Genomic DNA, 19,309 nt, shown 5'->3' with positions numbered 1-19,309 from the left:
GCGGGGCCCCCCGCGCCGCGGCCACGGCCCCCGCGGCGGCGGCGCCGCGGCTTGCGGGCGGCCCCGTCGTCGGTCGTGCCGCCGGCGGTCGGCGTGCCGGTCTCGGCCGCGACGGCCGCCGCGTCGGCGACCGGGTTCGCGCCGGGATCGCCGCTGACCTCGCCGGCGTCCGGGCCGTCGACCGACTGCTCGACGCCACCGTCGGCGTCCTGGCCGCCACGGGTGCGGCGGCGCGCGCGGGTACGGGCGGGCCGGGGCTTGCGCTCGACCGGCTTGTCGTCCTGCTCGCCGCCCGCACCGCGACGGCGTCCGCCGCGGTCCTTGGCCGGCGACCTGCCGCCGAGGTCCTCGATCTCCTCCGCGTCGAGGCCGGCACGCGTCCGGGCGGCCCGCGGCAGGGTGCCGGTGACGCCGTCCGGGATGTCGAGGTCGAGCGCGAGGTGGGGCGAGGTCGAGTACGTCTCGGCCGGTTCGTGGAAGGGCAGCTTCAGCTCGTCGCAGATGAGCTTCCAGCGGGGGATCTCGTCCCAGTCGACGAAGGTGACCGCGGTGCCGGACGCGCCCGCGCGGGCGGTGCGCCCGATGCGGTGCACGTAGGTCATCGCGTCCTCGGGCGCCTGGTAGTTCACGACGTGCGTGATCCCCTCGACCTCGAGGCCGCGGGCGGCGACGTCGGTGGCGACCAGCACGTCGACCTTCCCCGAGCGGAAGGCGCGCAGCGCCTGCTCGCGGGCACCCTGGCCGAGGTCGCCGTGGATCGCGGCGGCCGCGAACCCGCGGTCCTCGAGGTCCTCGACCACCTTCGCCGCCGTGCGCTTCGTGCGGGTGAAGATCAGGGCCAGGCCGCGGTTGCGGGTCTGCAGCACGCGGGCCAGCATCTCGAGCTTGTCCATCGCGTGGGCGCGGTAGACGAACTGGTCGATGTGCTCGGTGCTCGGCTGCGACTGCTCCTGCTCGGCGCGGATCTGGATCGGCTGCTGCAGGAACTTCCGCGCCAGCGCCACGATCGGCCCGGGCATGGTGGCCGAGAAGAGCATCGTCTGACGGCCGGCCGGGATCATGCCCATGAGCCGCTCGATGTCGGGCAGGAAGCCCAGGTCGAGCATCTCGTCGGCCTCGTCGAGCACCAGGATGCGCACCTCGTCCAGCGAGAGGTGTCCCTGCTGGGTCAGGTCGAGCAGCCGGCCGGGCGTGCCGACGACGACGTCGACGCCCTTCTTCAGCGCGTCGATCTGCGGTTCGTACGCGCGGCCGCCGTAGATGGTGAGCACCCGCGCGCCCAGGCGCTTCCCCGCCGCCGCGAGGTCGCCGGACACCTGCACGGCGAGTTCGCGGGTCGGGGCGATCACCAGTGCGTACGGCTTGGTGCCGGGCCCGCGGTCGGTCGGCAGGCGGTTGAGCAGCGGCACGCCGAAGCCCAGCGTCTTGCCGGTACCGGTGCGGGCCTGCCCGATGAGGTCCTTGCCCTCGAGCGCGATCGGCAGGGTCAGTTCCTGGATCGCGAAGGTGCGGTGGATGCCGACATCGGCGAGCGCCTGCACGATGGCCGGGTTGATCGGGAAGTCGCTGAACGCGGGGCTGTCCGGCTTCACCGGGGCGCGGGCTGCGAGCGGGGCGACGGGCTCGCCGTCGATCTCGACGGTCTGCTCGTCGGTCGGTTCGGTCACTGCATCGGTCATTCGGCGTCCTCGGATACGGTGCGCCGACCGACTTCCGGTACCGGGCGCCTGCGACCCGAATGGAGGGAGGCACCGCGGCTGCGTGGTCAACGCGCAGGTTCGGCCCCAACCCTACCTGCCGCGCCGCCCGCGCCGGTCCGGCCCGCGGGATAGGGTCGCCGGATGGCGCGCCCGACCGACGAGGACAGCGCGGCGGCCGCCGTCGTCGACCTGCTCGGCGTGCTGGCCTACGGCGAGCTGTGCGCCTTCGACCGGCTCGCCGACGACGCGCGCATGGCCCCCGACCTCGCGGCCCGCGCGGCGATGTCGGCGATGGCCGCGACCGAGTTCGGTCACTACCGGGCGCTGGCCGACCGGCTGCGCGAACTGGGCGCCGACCCGGTCGCCGCCATGGCCCCGTTCGTCGCGGCCATCGAGACGTGGCACACGCTGACCGAGCCGCAGACCTGGCCCGAGGCGGTGGTGAAGGCCTACGTCGGTGACGGCATCGCGGCCGACTTCTACCGCGAGATGGCCGGCGTCGTCGACGGCGACACCGGCCGGCTCATCGGCGAGGTGCTCACCGAGGAGGGACGCGCCGAGTTCGCCGCGGCCGAGGTGCAGGCCGCCCTGGCGAGGCAACCCGCCCTGGCCGGGCGGCTGGCGCTCTGGGCGCGGCGGCTGCTCGGCGAGGCGATCAGCCAGAGCCAGCACGTGCTCGCCGACCGCGAGTCGCTGCTGCGGCTGGTGTCCGGCGCCGGCGACCTCGGCGCCCTGTCGGCGATCATGGGCCGCATCGCCGAACGGCACCGCGCCCGCATGCGCGACCTCGGCCTCGACCCCTGACCGCCTGCCCGTCGCCCCGGAACGGACAACGGCCGCCGCCGGGGTGCGGGGGAACCGCCGGCGACGGCCGTTGGCCGGTGAACTCGCGGGGGGACTACATGTTGGCGGCGCCCTCGACGATCGCCTCGCGGATGCGGCCGTAGGTGCCGCAGCGGCAGACGTTGCGGATGGTGTCGAGGTCGGCGTCGGTGATGGCGCGTCCCTCGGCCTTGACGCGGCGCACCAGCGCCACCGCCGCCATGATCTGGCCCGGCTGGCAGTAGCCGCACTGGGCGACGTCGCGGTTGAGCCAGGCCTGCTGCATCGGGTGCAGGGTGTCGCCGTCGGCGAGACCCTCGATGGTCGTGATCTCGTCGTCGGGGTTGATGTCGCCCACCTGCACGCTGCACGGGTTGAAGGCCTTGCCGTTGATGTGGCTCGTGCAGGCCTTGCAGACGTTCAGGCCGCAGCCGTACTTCGGCCCGGTGACGCCCAAGACGTCCCGCAGGACCCAGAGCAGGCGGACGTCGTCCTCAATGTCGACGCTGACCCGCTCGCCGTTGAGGATGAAGGTGTGGGTGCCCATCAGCGCTCGTACTCCAAACCGTTGGTGGGGGACTGCGGGATCGGTGGGGTGGTCGGCAACGGATCGAAGCCGAGGTTCGGGTCGGTGTGGCTGATCGGGAAGGTCGTCGGCACCGTGCCCGTCGCGCGGGCGTAGGCACAGGCCACGGCGGCCTTCGAGGCGGCGACACCGAGCTCGCCGGCGCCCGAGGGCTGGCCGGTCGTGGTCGGCATGATCTCGATGTCGATCTGCGGCGGGACGTTCCACTGCCGGGTGTAGAAGTAGTTGTCCCAGCTGCCCTCGAGGAACGTGCCGTCCTTGAGGTGCATGCTCGTCGTCAGCGCGTGGGCGATGCCGTCCATGATGCCGCCGAGCATCTGGGCCTTCAGACCGGTCGGGTTGATGCAGAGCCCGGGGTCGACGACGAAGGTCGCCCGGGTGACCCGCGGGCCGGTGCGGGCGTCGCGGATCTGCCGGTTCACCGTCGCCGAGGTGCAGTCGATCTCGACCACGCAGGCCACGACCGCCTTGTACTCGGCGTGGAACGCGATGCCCTGGGCCGTGCCCGGCGCCATCGCCTTGCCCCACTGCCCGAGGTCGGCCGCCCGCTGCAGCACCGCCCGCGACCGGTCGTCCTTCAGGAAGTTCTTTCGGAAGGTGAACGGGTCCATCTTCATCGCCGCCGCCAACTGGTCGACGACGAGCTCGATGGCGGTGCAGACGTCGGGCGAGTAGATGTTGCGCAGCGAGCCGGTGTGGAAGTTGCCCTCCTCGATCTCGCTGAGCGCCTGGTCGGTGACACCGAAGTTGTAGGGCACGTTCGCGGTGAGCTCGAAGATCGTCTGCGCGTACCCGAGGGTGTTGGCGAGCGGGATCTTGTCGGCGTACTCGGTGAGCATCTCGCCGAAGCCGTGGCCGAAGTCGGTGCTGACGCTGGTGTGCCGCTGCTCGAAGCTCAGCACGTTGTTGCCGGCGTAGACCGCCCGCACGCGCGAGGTCGCGATCGGGTGCATGCGGCCCTGGCGGAAGTCGTCGGTGCGGTGCCACATCAGCTTCACCGGCACGCCGAACTTCTGTGAGGCCTCCGCGGCCTCGAGCGCGGCGTCCGAGAACAGGTGCCGGCCGAACGACCCGCCGCCCTGGGTGACGTGGCAGGTCACCTTGCTCACCGGCAGGCCGAGCATGTTCGCGATGTCGTTCTGGGCGACGATCGGCACCTTCATGCACGACCAGATCTCGGCGCTGTCCTTGCGCACGTCGGCGATCGCAGTACCCGTCTCGAGCGGGCTGTTGCTCGCGAAGGCGAAGGTGAAGCGCTGGTCGATGACGTTGGTCAGCGGCAGCTGCACCGCCGCGACCGGCAGCTCGGCCTGCTTGAGCGAGGCGCGCAGGGTGTCGTCGGACTTGCCGGCGTTCGGGCCCAAGTTCCAGGTGCACTGCAGCGCGCGGATCGCGTCGATGCACTGGCCGAAGGTGCGCGCCCGCACGGCCACGCCCTTGCTGATGATCTCGGCGTGCGTGACGCCGGGCATCTGCCGCACCTGCGCCAGGTTCGAGACGCCTGTGAGCGTGCCGTTGACGGTCGGCGGCCGGCAGATCATCGTCGGCAGCGCGTTGGGCACCTGGTGGTCGTTGGTGAACAGCTTGCGTCCGGTGACGATGTCGCGGGCGTCGAGCCGGTTCTGCGGCTTGCCGACGACGGTGAACTGGCTGATCGGCTTCAACGTCGGCTGCACCGAGATCGTGGTGCGCACGGCGGCCGCCGAGGCGAGCGAGCCGTAGGTCGCGCGCTGCCCGCCCGGGCCGGTGAGCACGCCGTTCGCGGCGGTGACCGACGACGGCGACACCCCCCACTGCGCGGCCGCCGTCTCCGCCAGCCGCTCGCGGGCGGCCGCAGCCGCCACCCGCACCGGGGTGTACATCGAGCGGATGCTGTTCGACCCGCCCGTGAGCTGGTTCCAGACCAGTTCCGGACGCGCGTCGGCGAGGGTGACGTCGACCCGCTCGATGGGGACGGAGAGCTCTTCGGCGATCAGCATGGCGATCGCGGTCTGGATGCCCTGGCCGACCTCGGCGCGCGGCAGCGCGAACGACACGGTCCCGTCGGGGTTCACGACGACCGTGATGAGGTTGGACGTCGGCAGGGCGGCCAGGTTCTGCAGGTCACCGAGGTCGAACAGGTCGGACGGCTCGGGGAGCGACGGGACGGCGGCGCCGGCCTCCTTCCCGCCGAGCAGGGCACCGCCCGCGGCGACGAGCGTCGGCGCGGCGACGAGGAAGCCGAGGAACGAGCGGCGGCTCGTGCCGCCGGTCGACGCCGGCTCGGTCGGGTCGGGGTGCGGGGTGGGACGCGGACGGACTGCTGTCACAGGGGGCTCCTCGGCTGGGACGGGCATCGAGTGTGTGACGCGGACTGCGGTGTGACCGGCGCGACGAAGGTCCCGAACCGACCTTCGGACTGCCAACAGGTTCGATCCCGGGCAACGGTGCGGTTTCAGGCATGTTGCTGGGACGTCCTAGTTTTGACAATCAACCTTCCGCTGTCAAACGAGCGGACGCCGCGGAGGTGACGCGCGGTCGTCGAACTTTTCCGGACCTTCCGGACAGCCCCGGCAGCACGACGGCGGGGCACCGTGAGGGGGGCCCCGCCGTCGGGGGACGTGGTGCCGCGGGCGTGCCGCGGCCGGCTCAGGACTGGATGAAGCCCACGCGGCGCACGTCGGCCTGCGCGATCTCGATGTAGGCGATGAGATTGGCCGGGACGATCACCCGCCGGCCCTTCTCGTCGGTGAGGCTCAGCTGGCCGTCGACGCTCTTGAGCGCCGTGGCGACGAGCTCCTCGACCTCGTCCGGGCTCTGGGTGCTCTCGAGCACGATCTCCCGGGGAGTGTGCAGAACACCGATCTTGACCTCCACCGGGGAGCCTCCTCGCACTGTCGACACGGTCGTGGCCCGCACCGGCACGGTGGCCGGTGGGTTGCGGGCAGCGTCCACGCTAGTCGAGGCGACCGGGGCGCATGGCACCGCTCCGCTGTCGGCGAACAGCGGGCGCCTCACTGGCGGGGGAAGTTCGAGATCCCTCGCCAGAGCAGCGACTCGAGCAGGCGCACCGCGTCGGCCTGCGACATCGGCCGCTCGTTGGACAGCCACCACCGCGCGGCGACCTGGGCGGCGCCGGTGAGGGCCGTCGCGAGCAGCTCGGCCTCGTCCCGGCTCAGGCCGGTGTCGGCCGCGACGGTGTCCGCGACGGCCTCCATCGTCTGCTGGGTGACCCGCTCGACCCGCTCGCGCACCCCGGGGTCGTTGGCCAGGTCGTTCTCGAAGATCAGCCGGAACGCGCCGTCGTGGCCGTCGCGGTCGACGAAGCCGAAGTAGGCCGACAGCACGTTGTGGATGCGCTCGCGGTTGTCGGTGGTGCGCCGCAGGGCGTCGTTCACCGTCTGCCGCAGCGCCTCGGCCTGCGCGTCGATGAGCGCCAGGTAGAGCTCGAGCTTGCCCGGGAAGTGCTGGTAGAGCACCGGCTTGGAGACCCCGGCGCGCTCGGCGATGTCGTCCATCGCCGCGGCGTGGTAGCCGTTGGCGACGAAGACCTCCTGCGCCGCGGCCAGCAACTGCTGGCGGCGGGCCGAGCGGGGGAGCCGCACCGAACTCGACATCGGCGCTCCCCTCGACGACGACGGCTCAGGACCCAGCGATCCTACCCGCCGGTAGCCAGCCCCTCGGTGATCGTCACGCGGTGGGCATCGTCGAGCACCGGGGCGAACAGGTCGCCGTGCCGCTCGACCCGCTCGAGCGCCTCGGCGGCGGTGAACCGCAGCACGCCGCCGGCCTCGACCTCGTCCCAGGTGAGCGGGGTCGAGACCGTCGGTTCGGGGCGGGCCCGCAGCGAGTAGACGGCCACGGTGGTCTTGGCCGGGTTGTTCTGGCTCCAGTCGACCAGCACCTTGCCGGGCCGCAGCGTTCTGGTCATGCGCGAGACGACGAGGTCCGGGTGGTCGCGCTCCAACCTCTGCGCCACCCGCTTCGCGTAGGCCGAGGTCAGCATCGGGTCGGCCGCGCTCACCGGCGCACTGACCTGCATGCCCTTCGACCCGGACGTCTTGGGCACCGGGTGCAGGCCGTCGGCGGTGACGAGGTCGCGCAGCAGCACCGCGACCTCGCAGCACTCGGCGATCGTCGCGGGCGGGCCGGGGTCGAGGTCGAAGACGATGAGGTCGGTGCGGGGCCGAGGGGAGCTTGCGACCCGAGCATGAGCGCTGCGGGCACGCGGGGGCACGCGCCACTGCGGTACGTGCAGTTCGAGCGCGGCGAGGTTGGCGAGCCAGACGAGCGTCGCGAGCTCCTCGACGACGGTGTAGTCGATCGACTCGCGGTCCTTGGTCGAGCCCGGCGCGGGCAGCCGCACGGTGCGCACCCAGTCGGGGGTCCCGCGCGGCGCGTTCTTCTCGTAGAAGAACTGGCTGTCGACGCCGTTCGGGTAGCGCTTCACCGTCAGCGGCCGGTCGACGAGATGCGGCAGCAGCACCGGCGCGATGCGGGTGTAGTAGTCGATCACCTCGCCCTTGGCGAACCCGTGCTCGGGATAGAGCACCTTCTCGAGGTTCGACAGCGTCAGCCGGCGTCCGTCGACCTCGACGGGGATACGGTCAGCCATCGCCGGTGGCCTCCTCGGGGCGTTTGTCGGTGCGGACCCCGCGGAAGACGGGGTGCCGTAGCCGGTGGTCGTCCGTGCGGGCGGCGTACGCGACGTCGACCACGACGGTCGGTTCGACCCAGCGCACGACCCGGCCGGGCGAGCGCGGGACGCCGGTGACGACGGGTTCGTCGCGCGGCACGAGCAGCGGACGCAGCACCCGCACCGCCGCCGCCGAGAGCCCGCTGCCGACCTTCCCGGCCAATTCCCACCCGTCCCCGGAGCGGGTGGCGAGCACGAGGGAGCTGAGGTCGGTCGGTCGCTCGGTCGGCGCCTCCCAGCCGATGACGACGAACTCGTCGGCGTGGCCGAAGCGCAGCTTGCGCCAGTCGTCGCTGCGCGCGCCCGGCCGGTACGGCGCGTCGACCCGCTTGGCCACCACGCCCTCGAGCCCGGCGGCCCGGGCGACCTGCTCGGTGGCGGCGGCGTCGTCGAAGGACGGGCTGATCGTCCAGCCGTCGGCGTCGGCGAGCCAGCGTTCGAGCGTCGCCCGCCGCTCGCGCCACGGACGCCCGGTGAGGTCGACGCCGTAGCGGCGCAGCAGGTCGAAGGCGACGAACGCGACCGGGCACTCGGCGGCCAGTCGCTGCACCTCCGCCTTGGCCCGCACGTGCATGCGCGACTGCAGCCGCTGGAACGACGGCCGGCCGTCGACGAAGGCCACGAACTCGCCGTCGAGCAGGGCGTCGCCCGCGTCGGCGGCGAGCGCGACGAGCTCCGGGTACCCCGCCGTCACGTCGTTGCCGTTCCGGCTGGTGATGCGCACCCGCCCGTCGCGGACGTCGAGCAGCGCCCGCACGCCGTCCCACTTGAACTCGTAGGCCCACTGCTCGCCGACCGGCAGCTTCGCGACCGGGGTGGCCAGCATGGGTTCCACCCCGCCAAACTAAACGGATGCGGAGCATCTGGAAGGGCAGCGTCTCGTTCGGGCTGGTCAGCATCGGCGTCAAGCTCTACTCGGCCACCGAGGAGAAGGACGTCAGCTTCCACCAGGTGCGCCGCAGCGACGGCTCGCGCATCCGCTACAAGCGGGTCGCCGAGGCCGACGGCGAGGAGGTGCCCTACTCGGAGATCGCGAAGGGCTACCAGCTGCCGAGCGGCGAGACCGTCGTGCTCACCGACGACGACTTCAAGGACCTCCCGCTGCCCACGGCGCGCGTCGTCGACGTCGTGCAGTTCGTGCCGCTCGACCAGATCGACCCGATCTACTTCGCCAAGAGCTACTACCTCGAGCCCGAGACGACCGCGGTGAAGCCGTACGTGCTGCTGCGCGACGCCCTCGAGGACAGCGGCATGGCCGCGCTGGTCAAGGTGGCGATCCGCAACCGCGAGCAGCTGGCGACGCTGCGCGTGCGTGACGGCGTGATCGTCATGGAGACGATGCTCTGGCCGGACGAGATCCGCACGCCCGAGTTCGGCTTCCTCGACGCCGACGTCGAGCTGCGCCCCGCCGAGAAGCAGATGGCCCGCTCGCTCGTCGAGAGCATGGCGGGCGACTTCGAGCCGGGCGAGTTCAGCGACAACTACCGCGAGGCGCTGCAGTCGGTGATCGAGGCCAAGATCGAGGGACGCGAGGTGGTCGAGCCCGAGGACGTGCAGCCCCGCGCCGACAACGTCGTCGACCTCATGGCCGCACTGCGGGCGTCGGTCGAGGCGGCGAAGCGCGACCGCGGGGAGGCGGTCGACTCGTCGGCCACGGCCCCGGCCAAGGCCTCGGCGGGCAAGGCAGCGGCGAAGAAGGCCGCAGCCAAGGCGCCGGCGAAGAAGGCGGCTGCGAAGGCGCCGGCCAAGAAGGCCGCCGCGAAGGCGACCGCCGCCAAGGCGACGGCGAAGAAGACGGCTGCGAAGACGCCGGCCAAGAAGGCGGCGAACCGCAAGACCGCGTGATCGAGGCGGTGTGCTGGACCGCCGGCGGTCCACCGCGCCGTCTCGATCATGGTCGGGGGCGACCGGCGCCCGCTCGTCGCGCCGCCCGGACGTGACCTTCGTAGGCTGATCGGATGGGCCCAGCCGCCGACCTGCCGATCATGTGCGCTGACACGCGCGCTGCTTCGGCCGTCTTCGGGCCGCCCTGTGCCACGCTCGGACCGTGGCGGACGGTTGGTACCTGCGCGAGTACGGACGGCACAGCGACCGCGATGAGGGCGGCGCCGACGGCTGGGGCCGGACGGTCACCGTCGTGCGCGATCCGCAGCTCGCGACGCGCCTGCCGTACGTCGCCGAGGACGACTGGGACGAGCGCTGGGACGACGGCGCCTACGCCGACGTCACCTATGTGCGCGGCGGGTTCGATCGCGTGAACCCGCACGAGTTGCCGCCGCCCGTGCGGTTCCGGTCGCCCGTGCGCGAGTTCGTGCGCAAGTACGGCTGGCGCGCGTACGCGCTGCCCGTGCTGGTCGTGCTGACCGTCGTCGCGCTGGCCACCGCGAAGGGCCCCGAGCCGCGGCGTGCGACCGCCGCGACGGGTGCTGTGCCGACGCGCCCGACAGCCGCCGCCCCGAGCACCCCCGCCACGACGCCGTCGACGAGCAGCGCCCCGGCCGCGTCGGCGTCGGCGTCGGCGCAGCCGTCGGCTCCGACGCTGAAGTCCTACGACCTCCCGCCGGGCGCCCCGTACACGCTGCAGGGCAAGGGCACCTTCCGGGTGCTGCCGGGCACCACGCGCGCCGTCGGCAGCGGCCAGCGCTTCACCTACGACATCGAGGTCGAGAACGGCATCACCGGTGTCGACCTCACCGCCTTCGCCAAGCTGGTCGACACGACGCTGGACGACAAGCGCAGCTGGTCCGGGCACGGTGTGCAGTTGCAGCGGGTCGCGAACGCGGCCGACGCCACCTTCCACGTCTCGCTCACGTCGGCGATGACGGTGCGCAGCCTCTGCGGCTACGACATCGCCGTCGAGACGTCGTGCTACGACCCCGGCCAGAGCCGCGTGGTCTTCAACGTGGCCCGCTGGGTGCGAGGCGCCGTCGCCTACCAGGGCCACCTCGACGAGTACCGCGTCTACATGATCAACCACGAGGACGGACACGCGCTGGGCCACGACCACGCCCACTCGTGCCTCGCCAACGGCATGGCGCCGGCGATGATGCAGCAGACCTACGGCCTGATCTCGGCCACGACGCACCGGGCCTGCACGCTCAACGTCTGGCCGTACCCGGTCGGCGCCACGGACGCCCCCGGCGCCGAGGACACCGACACCGACGCGAACAACGAGTACTACCTCGCCGGCTGAGCGGGCCGTGACGGCGGCTGGTTGACTGGAGGGCGGAATGCCCGCCCCGTCGACGTGGTTGGCACCTGCGTCCAACTCGAACTGCCGTCGTGAGGAACGTCCTGTGTCGTTGCCGCCGCTCGTGGATCCTGCCGAGTCGCTCACCGTCGACGAGGTGCGCCGCTACAGCCGCCATCTGATCATCCCGGACGTCGCCATGACCGGGCAGAAGCGGCTGAAGAACGCCAAGGTGCTCTGCGTCGGCGCCGGCGGCCTCGGCTCGCCCGCGCTCATGTACCTCGCCGCGGCCGGTGTCGGCACGCTCGGCATCGTCGAGTTCGACACCGTCGACGAGTCGAACCTGCAGCGCCAGATCATCCACGGGCAGAGCGACGTCGGCCGCCCGAAGGCCGAGTCGGCCGCCGAGAGCGTGCGCAACATCAACCCGCTCATCCAGGTCAACATCCACGAGCTGCGCCTCGACGCGTCCAACGTGATGGACCTGTTCAGCCAGTACGACCTCATCGTCGACGGCACCGACAACTTCGCGACGCGGTACCTCGTCAACGACGCCTGTGTGCTGCTCGGCAAGCCCTACATCTGGGGCTCGATCTACCGCTTCGACGGCCAGGCGTCGGTCTTCTGGGCCGAGTACGGCCCGTGCTACCGCTGCCTCTACCCGGAGCCGCCGCCGCCCGGCATGGTGCCGTCGTGCGCCGAGGGTGGCGTGCTCGGCGTGCTGTGCGCGTCGATCGGCTCCATCCAGGTGAACGAGGCGATCAAGGTGCTCACGGGCATCGGTGAGCCGCTCGTCGGGTCGCTCATGGTCTACGACGCCCTCGAGATGAACTACCGCAAGATCAAGGTGCGCAAGGACCCGAACTGCGCGGTCTGCGGCGAGCACCCGACGGTCACCGAGCTCATCGACTACGAGGCCTTCTGCGGCGTCGTGTCCGAGGAGGCGCAGCAGGCCGCGATCGGTTCGACGATCACCGCGAGCGAGCTCAAGGACCTCATCGACTCCGAGAAGCCGATCTACCTGGTCGACGTGCGCGAGCCCGCCGAGTGGGAGATCGTCTCGATCCCCGGCGCGACGCTGATCCCGAAGGACGAGATCCTCCGCGGCGACGCCCTCGCCTCGCTGCCCCAGGACAAGCAGATCGTCATGTACTGCAAGACGGGTGCGCGCTCGGCCGAGACGCTCGCGGCGGTCAAGAACGCGGGCTTCTCGGACGCCGTGCACGTGCAGGGCGGCGTCACCGCCTGGGTGAACCAGATCGACCCGTCGCTGCCGTCGTACTGATGGCGAGCGCCTGATGGACGAGCGGGCGTCGCTCTTCGTCCAGGGGCAGCAGGCGTTCTCGCTGCGCGTCGCCGAGATCGGCAGCGCGCAGTGGGACGCCCCCACCCCGTGCAGTGAGTGGACGGTCGCCGAGCTCGTCGACCACCTGATCGACGAGCACCGCTGGGCGCCGTCGCTGCTCGCCGGGCTCACCTTCACCGAGGCGGACGCCCGCGTGTCGGCGATGCCGCCGCCGGACGCCGACCGGGTGGGCGCGTGGCAGGAGGCGGCGACCCTCTCGCACGCCGCCTTCTTCGCCGCCGGCGCGCTCGACCGCGAGGTCGACCTCAGCCGCGGCTGGACCCCGGCGCGCGACTACCTGGCCGAGATGACCTTCGACCTCTGCGTGCACGCCTGGGACCTCGGCCGGGCGATCGGCTCGCCCGAACGGCTGCCCGACGAGCTGGTCGAAGCGGTCTGGGTGGACGCCCTGGGCTTCGGCGACCTCGCGTCCAGCGGCGTCTTCGACCGGCCGGTGCCGGTGCCGGACGACGCGCCCGTGCTCGAGCGGCTGCTCGCGCTCACCGGCCGCGACCCGCACTGGCGGCGTCCTTCCGCGTGAGCCGCAGCGGTCACCAGAACGGCGCTTGGCCCGGGACGGTCGCGAGGTCCTCGAGCAGGTGCTCCCGGTCGTCGTGCTCCGCGATCGGGACGTCGAGCGCCCGCTGCGTCCACGCGCGGGCCTGCTCCGGCGAGCCGGAGACGGCCTCGGCGCGGGCGAGCGCCTCGTAGCCGTAGGCGAGGTCCCAGTCCGCGATGCCGTGCTCGAGACAGAGGTCGACCACGCGCTGCGCGTGGTGGCGGCTCGGCTCGGGGCGGCCGAGGACGGCGTACACCCGCGACACCTGCCACTCGCCGCGGGCCCGGTGCACGGGCTCGCCCACCTGGCCCCAATGGTGCCGTGACGCGTGCGCCATGTGCAGCATCGCGTCGTCCTCGTCGCGGCTCCGGTCCATGCGCTCGAGCAGCGTCCAGGTGCGGTTGAACAGGGCGACGGCCAGGCGGCGTTCGGCGGCCGGGTCGAGACCGGCCGGGTCGGGTTCGGCGGGCATGCGCGCCAGTGTCGCGCGGAAACTGTCAGAGGGTCGTGATGGGATCCTCTGCGTGACATCAGCCCGGTCGTACCACCTGCTGCGCACCGCACCGCCGCCCGCGACGGCACCGGTGCTCGACGCGCAGCAGCGCCGGGTCGTCGACCACCCGGGCGGGCCGCTGCTCGTGCTGGCGGGCCCGGGCACCGGCAAGACCACCACGCTCGTCGAGACGGTCGTCGACCGGGTGCAGCGCGGGGTGCCGGTCGAGTCGATCCTCATGCTGACCTTCAGCCGGCGCGCGGCTGTCGAGATGCGCGACCGTGTCGCCGCCCGTCTCGACCGCACCGTGCGCGAGCCGATCGCGCGCACGTTGCACTCGTACGCCTTCGGCATCCTGCGGATGGCGGCGGTCCGCGACGGCGCCCCGGCTCCGCGGCTGTTGGCCTCGGCCGAGCAGGACGTCCTGATCCGCGACCTTCTCGCCGACGGGGACGTGGAGCGGTGGCCGGTCGGGCTGCGGCCGGCGCTGCGCACGCTCGGCTTCGCCGACGAGCTGCGCGACTTCCTCATGCGCGCGGTCGAGCGCGGCCTCGACGGGCCGACGCTGCAGCATCTCGGCCGGGTGTACGACCGCCCCGACTGGCTCGCGGCCGGCGCGTTCCTCACCGAGTACCAGGGCGTGACGGTGCTGCGCGACCCGGGCGGCTACGACCCCGCCGAGCTGATCTCCGGCGCCCTCAACGCGCTGCACGCCGATCCCTCCCTGCTCGCCGCCGAGCGCGAGCGGCGGCGGCACCTGTTCGTCGACGAGTACCAGGACACCGACCCGGCCCAGGCCGAGCTCGTGCAACTGCTGGCCGACGGCGCCGACGAGCTGGTGCTGGTGGGCGATCCCGACCAGTCCATCTACGCGTTCCGCGGTGCGGACGAGTCGGCGATCCGGGACGTGTCGCACCGGTTCGGCGGTGGCGGCGAGGTCCCGGTGGTGGCGCTGCGTGAGTGCCGCCGGTTCGGGGCCGACCTGGTCGAGGCCACGCGGCGGATCGCCCACCGGTTGCCCGGCCGCGCCGAGCAGCGCGCGGTGACACCCGCGGCCGGGCTCGACCCCGGCCGCGTCGACGTGCACGTCTTCCGCAGCGCGAGCGAGGAGGCCGCCTACCTCGCCGGTGTGCTGCGGCGCGCCCATCTCGAGGGCATCCCGTGGCAGCGCATGGCGGTGCTGGTGCGCTCGACGGCGCAGACGCTGGGCGTGCTGCGGCGCGCCATGACGACGGCGGGGGTGCCGGTGGCCGTCCGCGCCGCGGACATCCCGCTCGCCGAGCAGCCGGCGGTCGATCTGCTGCTCGACCTGCTCGGCTGTGCCGCCGACCCGGGGCGGCTGGACGAGGCGCAGGCCGAGGCCCTGCTGACCGGTCCGCTCGGCGGCGCCGACTCGCTCACGCTGCGGCGGGTGCGCCGCGTGCTGCGCCGTACCTTCCCCGACGACGGCGGTGCGCTCGTACCCGTGCTGCTCGACCCGTCGGCGGCGGCATTGCTGCCGCCCGCGGGCGCCGGCGCGATCACCCGAGTGGCGCGCACGCTGGCGGCCGGGCGTGCCGCCGTCGAGTCCGGCGGTGACGTCGAGGCGGTGCTCTGGGCCGTCTGGACTGCGTCGGGCCTGGCGGGACGGTGGGAGACCGCCAGCCTCGCCGGCGGCCCGGCCGGGGCGGCCGCCGACCGCGACCTCGACGCCGTGCTGCGGCTGTTCGACGAGGCCGCGAACTTCGTCGACCGCCTGCCCGGCGAGGCGCCCGCGCGCTTCGCCGACCACCTGCGGGCGCAGCAGATCCCGGGCGACGCGATGGCCCTGCCACGCCGCGAGGCCGACGCGGTCGCGATCCTGACGGCGCACGCCGGCAAGGGTCTCGAGTGGGACGTCGTCGCGGTCGCCCACGTGCAGGAGGGCGGCTGGCCCGACCTGCGGCGGCGGGGGTCGCTGCTCGGCACCGACGAGCTGCTCGACGCCATCGAGGGGCGGGCCGGCACGGCCGCGCCGGCGTCGGTCTCGCGCCAGCTCGCCGAGGAGCGGCGGCTGTTCTACGTCGCCGCGACGCGGGCGCGCCGGCACCTGGTGGTGACGGCGGTGACCGGCGAGGACGAGCAGCCGTCGCGGTTCCTCGACGAGCTCGACCCGCGCGACGAGCCACGCAGCCCGACGCGACCGATGAGCGGGGTGCACCTGCCGGGGCTCGTCGCCGAACTGCGGGCCGTCGTCACGGCACCGGATGCACCGGAGGGTGAGCGCCGGGCGGCCGCGAGCCAGCTCGCGCGGCTCGCCCACGCCGGCGTGCCGGGTGCCGACCCGGACGAGTGGTGGGGGCTCGCGCCGCTGTCGACGACCGCCGGTGTCGCCGATCCCGACCGGCCGGTGCCGATCAGCCCCTCGCGGGTCGAGCCGTTCCTCGACTGCGAGCTGCGCACCGTCCTGCAGCAGCTCGGCGGGCAGGACGACCAGGGCACCGCCGCCGGGCTCGGCACCCTCGTCCACGCGCTCGCGGCGGCCGAGGCCGACCCGCTCGACCTCGCCGAGCTCGAGCGACAGCTCGACGAGCAGTGGTCGACGCTCGACTTCGGCGCGGCCTGGTACGCGAAGAACCAGCGCGAGACCGCGAGCGGCATGCTCGATCGGCTGGTCACCTGGCTGCGCGAGAGCCGCGCGACGCTCGAACGGGTCGACGTCGAGCGCGGCTTCCGGGCCGAGGTCGGCGACGCGGTGATCGCCGGACGGGTCGACCGGCTCGAGCGCGACGCCGACGGGCGGTTGGTCGTCATCGACCTCAAGACCGGCCGGAACAAGCCCTCCGACGCGACGGCCCATCCGCAGCTGGGCGTCTACCAGCTCGCGATCGAGGCCGGCGGCTTCGGTGACGGCGAGGTCGCCGGCGGTGCCCGGCTGGTGCAGCTCGGTACCGGTGGGGCGATCGAGCAGGTGCAGCGCCCGCTCGCCGAGCACGACGACCCCGAGTGGGCCCGGCGCACGGTCGAGCACGTCGCCGAGCGGATGCGGGGGCACGAGTTCCTCGCCATCGACAATTCGCGCTGCCACGTCTGCGAGGTGCGGTCGTGCTGTCCGCTGCAGCCCGTCGGTCGGCAGGTGCCGCAGTGACCGACATGATCGAGGGCGTGGCGGACGTGCACCGGCCGGCGCAGCCGGCGTCCATCAGCGCGGTCGAGCTCGCCGACCTGCTCGGCCAGCCGCGCCCGACCGACGAGCAGGCGGCGGTGATCGAGTCGGGTCTCGAGCCCGCCGCCGTCATCGCCGGTGCGGGCTCGGGGAAGACCGAGACGATGGCGGCGCGGGTCGTGTGGCTCGTCGCGAACCGCCTCGTCGCGCCCGACGAGGTGCTCGGCCTGACCTTCACCCGCAAGGCGGCCGGCGAGCTGGGCGCGCGCATCCGGCGGCGTCTCGCGCAGTGGCGCCGCATCGTCGAGCGCGACCGTCCCGACGACCACGAGCAGCTCGCCGCGCTGCAGTCGCTGGAACCGACGGTCTCGACCTACGCCGCCTTCGCCGGCCGGCTGGTCGGTGAGCACGCGCTGCGCGTGGGCGCCGAGCCGTCGGCCCGGCTGCTGTCGCAGGCCCGGCTGTGGCAGCTCGCCGACACCGTCGTGCGGCGCTGGGAGGGCGATCTGCCCGAGTTCGGCGCCGTCTCGTCCACGGTGCACTACGTCCTGGCGCTCGCCGGGCAGCTCGCCGACCATCTCGTCGACCCCGACGCCGTCGAGCAGCACTGCGCCGCCGCGCTCGACCACTTCTTCGCGTTGCCGCTCGGCCCCCGGGTGCGCAACGACATCCCCAGCGGCGCGAAGCAGTACATCGGCACGCTGCGGCAGCGGCAGGCGCTGATCCCGCTCGTGCGCGAGTACCAGCGGGCGAAGCACGAACAGTCGGCCGTCGACTTCGGCGACCAGATGCGACTCGCGGCCGCGCTCGCCGCGCTGCCCGAGGTGCGCGCCGTCGAACGCGCGCGGTTCGCCGCCGTGCTGCTCGACGAGTACCAGGACACCGGCCACGCGCAGATCGAGTTGCTGCACGGCCTGTTCGGTGACGGCCACCCGGTCACCGCCGTCGGCGACCCGTTCCAGTCGATCTACGGCTGGCGCGGCGCGAGCGCCGGCAACATGACCGCCTTCGACCTCCGGTTCCGCCACCGCGACGGGCGGGCCGCGACGGTCTTCCCGCTCGCCACCAGCTTCCGCAACGGCCGCGCGGTGCTCGACGTCGCCAATGCCGTCGCCGAGCCGCTGCGTCGCGGCACCCGCACCATCCCGCTGCGGGCCGCCCCACACAGCGCTGCGGGGGAGGTGCACGCCGCCTTCCTCGAGACGGTCGAGGACGAGGCCGGCTGGGTCGCCGATCACGTGCTGGCCGCCTGGCGCGCCCTGCCCGCGGGCGAACGCACCGCCGCGGTGCTCGTGCGCCGGCGCGCCCAGATGACGCCGCTGGCCGATGCGCTGCTCGCCGTCGGGCTGCCGGTCGAGATCGTCGGCCTGGGCGGCCTGCTCACGACGCCCGAGGTCGTCGACGTGGTGGCGACGCTGCGCGTGCTCGCCGACGTCCGCCCCGGCGGCGCCCTGCTGCGCCTGCTCACCGGTGCGCGCTGGCGCATCGGTCCGCGTGACCTCGCCGTCCTGCAGGCACGGGCCGCGGCGCTCGTCCGGCCGCCCGACGACGCCGTCGTCGACCCCGACGACCGCGAGCCGGTGAGCCTGCTCGAGGCCCTCGACGACCTCGGCCCGGCCGGCCGCTACTCGCCCGAGGGCCACCGCCGCATGACCCGCCTCGCCGACGAGCTGCGCCGGCTGCGGCGTCGGCTCGGGGCGCCGCTCGCCGAGCTGGTCGCCGACGTCGAGACGGCGATCGGGGTGGGCATCGAGGTGGCGGCGCGCCCCGACCGCGCGCGCGTCGGCCGGGTGCACCTCGACCGCTTCCTCGACGTCGCGGCCGAGTTCGCCGCCGAGGCCGGTGACGCCAGCCTGCGCGCCTTCCTCGCCTTCCTCGAGGCGGCCGAGGACGAGGAGAACGGGCTCGAGGCCGGCGAGGTCGAGGTGGCGGCCGAGCGCGTGCAGGTGCTCACCGTGCACGGTGCCAAGGGTCTCGAGTGGGACGTCGTCGCCGTGCCCGGGCTGGCCGACGACATCTTCCCGGGCCGCCCGACCGGCGTGAACTGGACGCGCGCGCGGCAGGAGCTGCCGGCCGACCTGCGCGGCGACAGCGACGGGCTGCCGCCGCTGCGGCTCGAGGCGGCAGCGTCGCGCAAGGAGGTCGCCGACCTGCTGCAGGAGCACCACGACGCCGTGCTCGCGCAGCACGGGCAGGAGGAGCGGCGGCTCGCCTACGTGGCGCTGACCCGTGCCCGTCACGTGTTGCTCGCCAGCGGCTACGCGTGGGACACCACCAAGAAGCCGCGCACCCCGTCGCCGTACCTCGAGACGCTGCGCGAGCACGTGACCCCCGAGCAGTGGTTCACCCCTGAGCCCGACGCCGTCAACCCGCGCACCGTCGAGCCGGTGCAGGCCGGCTGGCCGGTCGACCCGTTCGTGCCGACGGCGCTGCACGGTGGCGTCGCGGGCCGCCGGGCCGCCGTCGAGGCCGGGGCGGCGCTGGTGCGCGCGGCCGCCGAGGTGCTGCCCGGGCTCGAGATCGTCGATCCGACGGCCGAGTCCGACGACGTCGCGCGCTGGCGGCACGACGTCGAGGTGCTGCTCGCCGAGCGCGACCGTCTCGCGTCCGTCGACCGCACCGCGGTCGAGCTGCCGCGCCAGCTGTCGGTGTCGCAGCTGGTCGAGCTGCGGCGCGCGCCCGCCGACCTCGCGCGCAGCCTGCGCCGTCCGCTGCCCCGGCCGCCGGCGCCCTGGGCCCGGCGCGGCACCGCGTTCCACACCTGGCTCGAGCACCGCTGGCAGGGACAGACGCTGCTCGACCTCGACGAGTTGCC

The 19,309-nt window shown here is 73.4% G+C and carries 15 protein-coding genes; 7 read left to right on the top strand and 8 right to left on the bottom strand.

Translation table 11 applies throughout. From position 1 onward, the window contains the following. Positions 1-1,679: DEAD/DEAH box helicase (locus ACTHMS_RS21250; RefSeq protein WP_440308652.1), on the bottom strand; the 1,679-nt coding region annotated here is incomplete at its 3' end. Between the two features lie 162 nt (positions 1,680-1,841). On the opposite strand from ACTHMS_RS21250, the gene ACTHMS_RS21245 reads away from it, so the two are divergent. Next, positions 1,842-2,504, top strand: a complete 663-nt coding sequence (locus ACTHMS_RS21245) for a ferritin-like fold-containing protein (protein WP_440308651.1) — start codon at positions 1,842-1,844, stop codon at positions 2,502-2,504. A 94-nt stretch (positions 2,505-2,598) separates the two neighbouring features. Here the strand turns inward: ACTHMS_RS21245 and ACTHMS_RS21240 are convergent, their stop codons facing one another. From ACTHMS_RS21240 to ligD (ACTHMS_RS21215), 6 genes are all read right to left on the bottom strand, one after another. Next, positions 2,599-3,069 (bottom strand): (2Fe-2S)-binding protein, encoded by a 471-nt coding sequence (locus ACTHMS_RS21240; RefSeq protein WP_440308650.1) that lies wholly within the window; start codon positions 3,067-3,069, stop codon positions 2,599-2,601. Continuing rightward, entirely contained in the window at positions 3,069-5,444 is a 2,376-nt protein-coding gene (locus ACTHMS_RS21235; protein WP_440308649.1) for a molybdopterin cofactor-binding domain-containing protein, read from the bottom strand. Before ACTHMS_RS21235 ends, ACTHMS_RS21240 begins: the two co-directional genes overlap by 1 nt. Positions 5,445-5,736: 292 nt before the next feature. Beyond that, positions 5,737-5,964, bottom strand: a complete 228-nt coding sequence (locus tag ACTHMS_RS21230; RefSeq protein ID WP_440308648.1) for a DUF3107 domain-containing protein — start codon at positions 5,962-5,964, stop codon at positions 5,737-5,739. Positions 5,965-6,101: 137 nt separating this feature from the next. Further along, a complete protein-coding gene (locus ACTHMS_RS21225; protein ID WP_440308647.1) occupies positions 6,102-6,704 on the bottom strand; it encodes a TetR/AcrR family transcriptional regulator in 603 nt (200 codons plus the stop codon). A 41-nt stretch (positions 6,705-6,745) separates the two neighbouring features. Next, the gene (gene ligD, locus ACTHMS_RS21220; RefSeq protein WP_440308646.1) at positions 6,746-7,702 is read right to left on the bottom strand and encodes a non-homologous end-joining DNA ligase; all 957 of its coding nucleotides are present in this window, start codon (positions 7,700-7,702) and stop codon (positions 6,746-6,748) included. Beyond that, complete coding sequence (ligD, locus tag ACTHMS_RS21215; RefSeq protein ID WP_440308645.1) at positions 7,695-8,609, bottom strand: non-homologous end-joining DNA ligase; 915 nt, start codon at positions 8,607-8,609, stop codon at positions 7,695-7,697. The genes ligD (ACTHMS_RS21220) and ligD (ACTHMS_RS21215) overlap by 8 nt, the downstream gene beginning before the upstream one ends. A gap of 26 nt (positions 8,610-8,635) precedes the next feature. Between ligD (ACTHMS_RS21215) and ku the strand changes: the two genes are divergently transcribed. The 4 genes from ku (at position 8,636) to ACTHMS_RS21195 (ending at position 12,859) form a co-directional block, all read left to right on the top strand. Continuing rightward, complete coding sequence (gene ku, locus ACTHMS_RS21210; protein ID WP_440308644.1) at positions 8,636-9,628, top strand: non-homologous end joining protein Ku; 993 nt, start codon at positions 8,636-8,638, stop codon at positions 9,626-9,628. A gap of 202 nt (positions 9,629-9,830) precedes the next feature. Further along, on the top strand, positions 9,831-10,976 hold the full coding sequence (locus ACTHMS_RS21205; protein WP_440308643.1) for a DUF3152 domain-containing protein: 1,146 nt from the start codon (positions 9,831-9,833) through the stop codon (positions 10,974-10,976). 103 nt (positions 10,977-11,079) lie between these two features. Next, a complete protein-coding gene (moeZ, locus tag ACTHMS_RS21200) occupies positions 11,080-12,258 on the top strand; it encodes an adenylyltransferase/sulfurtransferase MoeZ (RefSeq protein WP_440308642.1) in 1,179 nt (392 codons plus the stop codon). A 13-nt stretch (positions 12,259-12,271) separates the two neighbouring features. Then, positions 12,272-12,859 carry a TIGR03086 family metal-binding protein gene (locus tag ACTHMS_RS21195; RefSeq protein WP_440308641.1) on the top strand — a complete coding sequence of 196 codons (588 nt, stop codon included), beginning with the start codon at positions 12,272-12,274 and terminating at the stop codon, positions 12,857-12,859. A gap of 10 nt (positions 12,860-12,869) precedes the next feature. On the opposite strand, the gene ACTHMS_RS21190 is transcribed toward ACTHMS_RS21195, so the two are convergent. Further along, complete coding sequence (locus ACTHMS_RS21190; protein WP_440308640.1) at positions 12,870-13,349, bottom strand: hypothetical protein; 480 nt, start codon at positions 13,347-13,349, stop codon at positions 12,870-12,872. Positions 13,350-13,401: 52 nt separating this feature from the next. Here ACTHMS_RS21190 and ACTHMS_RS21185 point away from each other — a divergent pair, with 52 nt between their 5' ends. Together ACTHMS_RS21185 and ACTHMS_RS21180 are read left to right on the top strand one after the other, a co-directional pair. Then, positions 13,402-16,476, top strand: a complete 3,075-nt coding sequence (locus tag ACTHMS_RS21185; protein WP_440308639.1) for an ATP-dependent helicase — start codon at positions 13,402-13,404, stop codon at positions 16,474-16,476. A gap of 5 nt (positions 16,477-16,481) precedes the next feature. Continuing rightward, positions 16,482-19,309: ATP-dependent helicase (locus ACTHMS_RS21180; protein ID WP_440308653.1), on the top strand; the 2,828-nt coding region annotated here is incomplete at its 3' end.

It is taken from the genome of Jatrophihabitans sp., from assembly GCF_051960575.1.
In the GTDB taxonomy this organism is placed as follows: Bacteria; Actinomycetota; Actinomycetes; order Mycobacteriales; family Jatrophihabitantaceae; genus JBQCEE01.
This window is presented reverse-complemented; position numbering and strand designations above follow the sequence as displayed.

Bases quoted from the DNA above. Each gene is read 5' to 3' on its own strand.
- ligD (WP_440308645.1), bottom strand. From the start codon at position 8,609: ATGCTGGCCACCCCGGTCGCGAAGCTGCCGGTCGGCGAGCAGTGGGCC.
- ACTHMS_RS21245 (WP_440308651.1), top strand. From the start codon at position 1,842: ATGGCGCGCCCGACCGACGAGGACAGCGCGGCGGCCGCCGTCGTCGAC.
- ku (WP_440308644.1), top strand. From the start codon at position 8,636: ATGCGGAGCATCTGGAAGGGCAGCGTCTCGTTCGGGCTGGTCAGCATC.
- ACTHMS_RS21235 (WP_440308649.1), bottom strand. From the start codon at position 5,444: ATGCCCGTCCCAGCCGAGGAGCCCCCTGTGACAGCAGTCCGTCCGCGT.
- ACTHMS_RS21190 (WP_440308640.1), bottom strand. From the start codon at position 13,349: ATGCCCGCCGAACCCGACCCGGCCGGTCTCGACCCGGCCGCCGAACGC.
- ACTHMS_RS21225 (WP_440308647.1), bottom strand. From the start codon at position 6,704: ATGTCGAGTTCGGTGCGGCTCCCCCGCTCGGCCCGCCGCCAGCAGTTG.
- ACTHMS_RS21195 (WP_440308641.1), top strand. From the start codon at position 12,272: ATGGACGAGCGGGCGTCGCTCTTCGTCCAGGGGCAGCAGGCGTTCTCG.
- ligD (WP_440308646.1), bottom strand. From the start codon at position 7,702: ATGGCTGACCGTATCCCCGTCGAGGTCGACGGACGCCGGCTGACGCTG.
- ACTHMS_RS21240 (WP_440308650.1), bottom strand. From the start codon at position 3,069: ATGGGCACCCACACCTTCATCCTCAACGGCGAGCGGGTCAGCGTCGAC.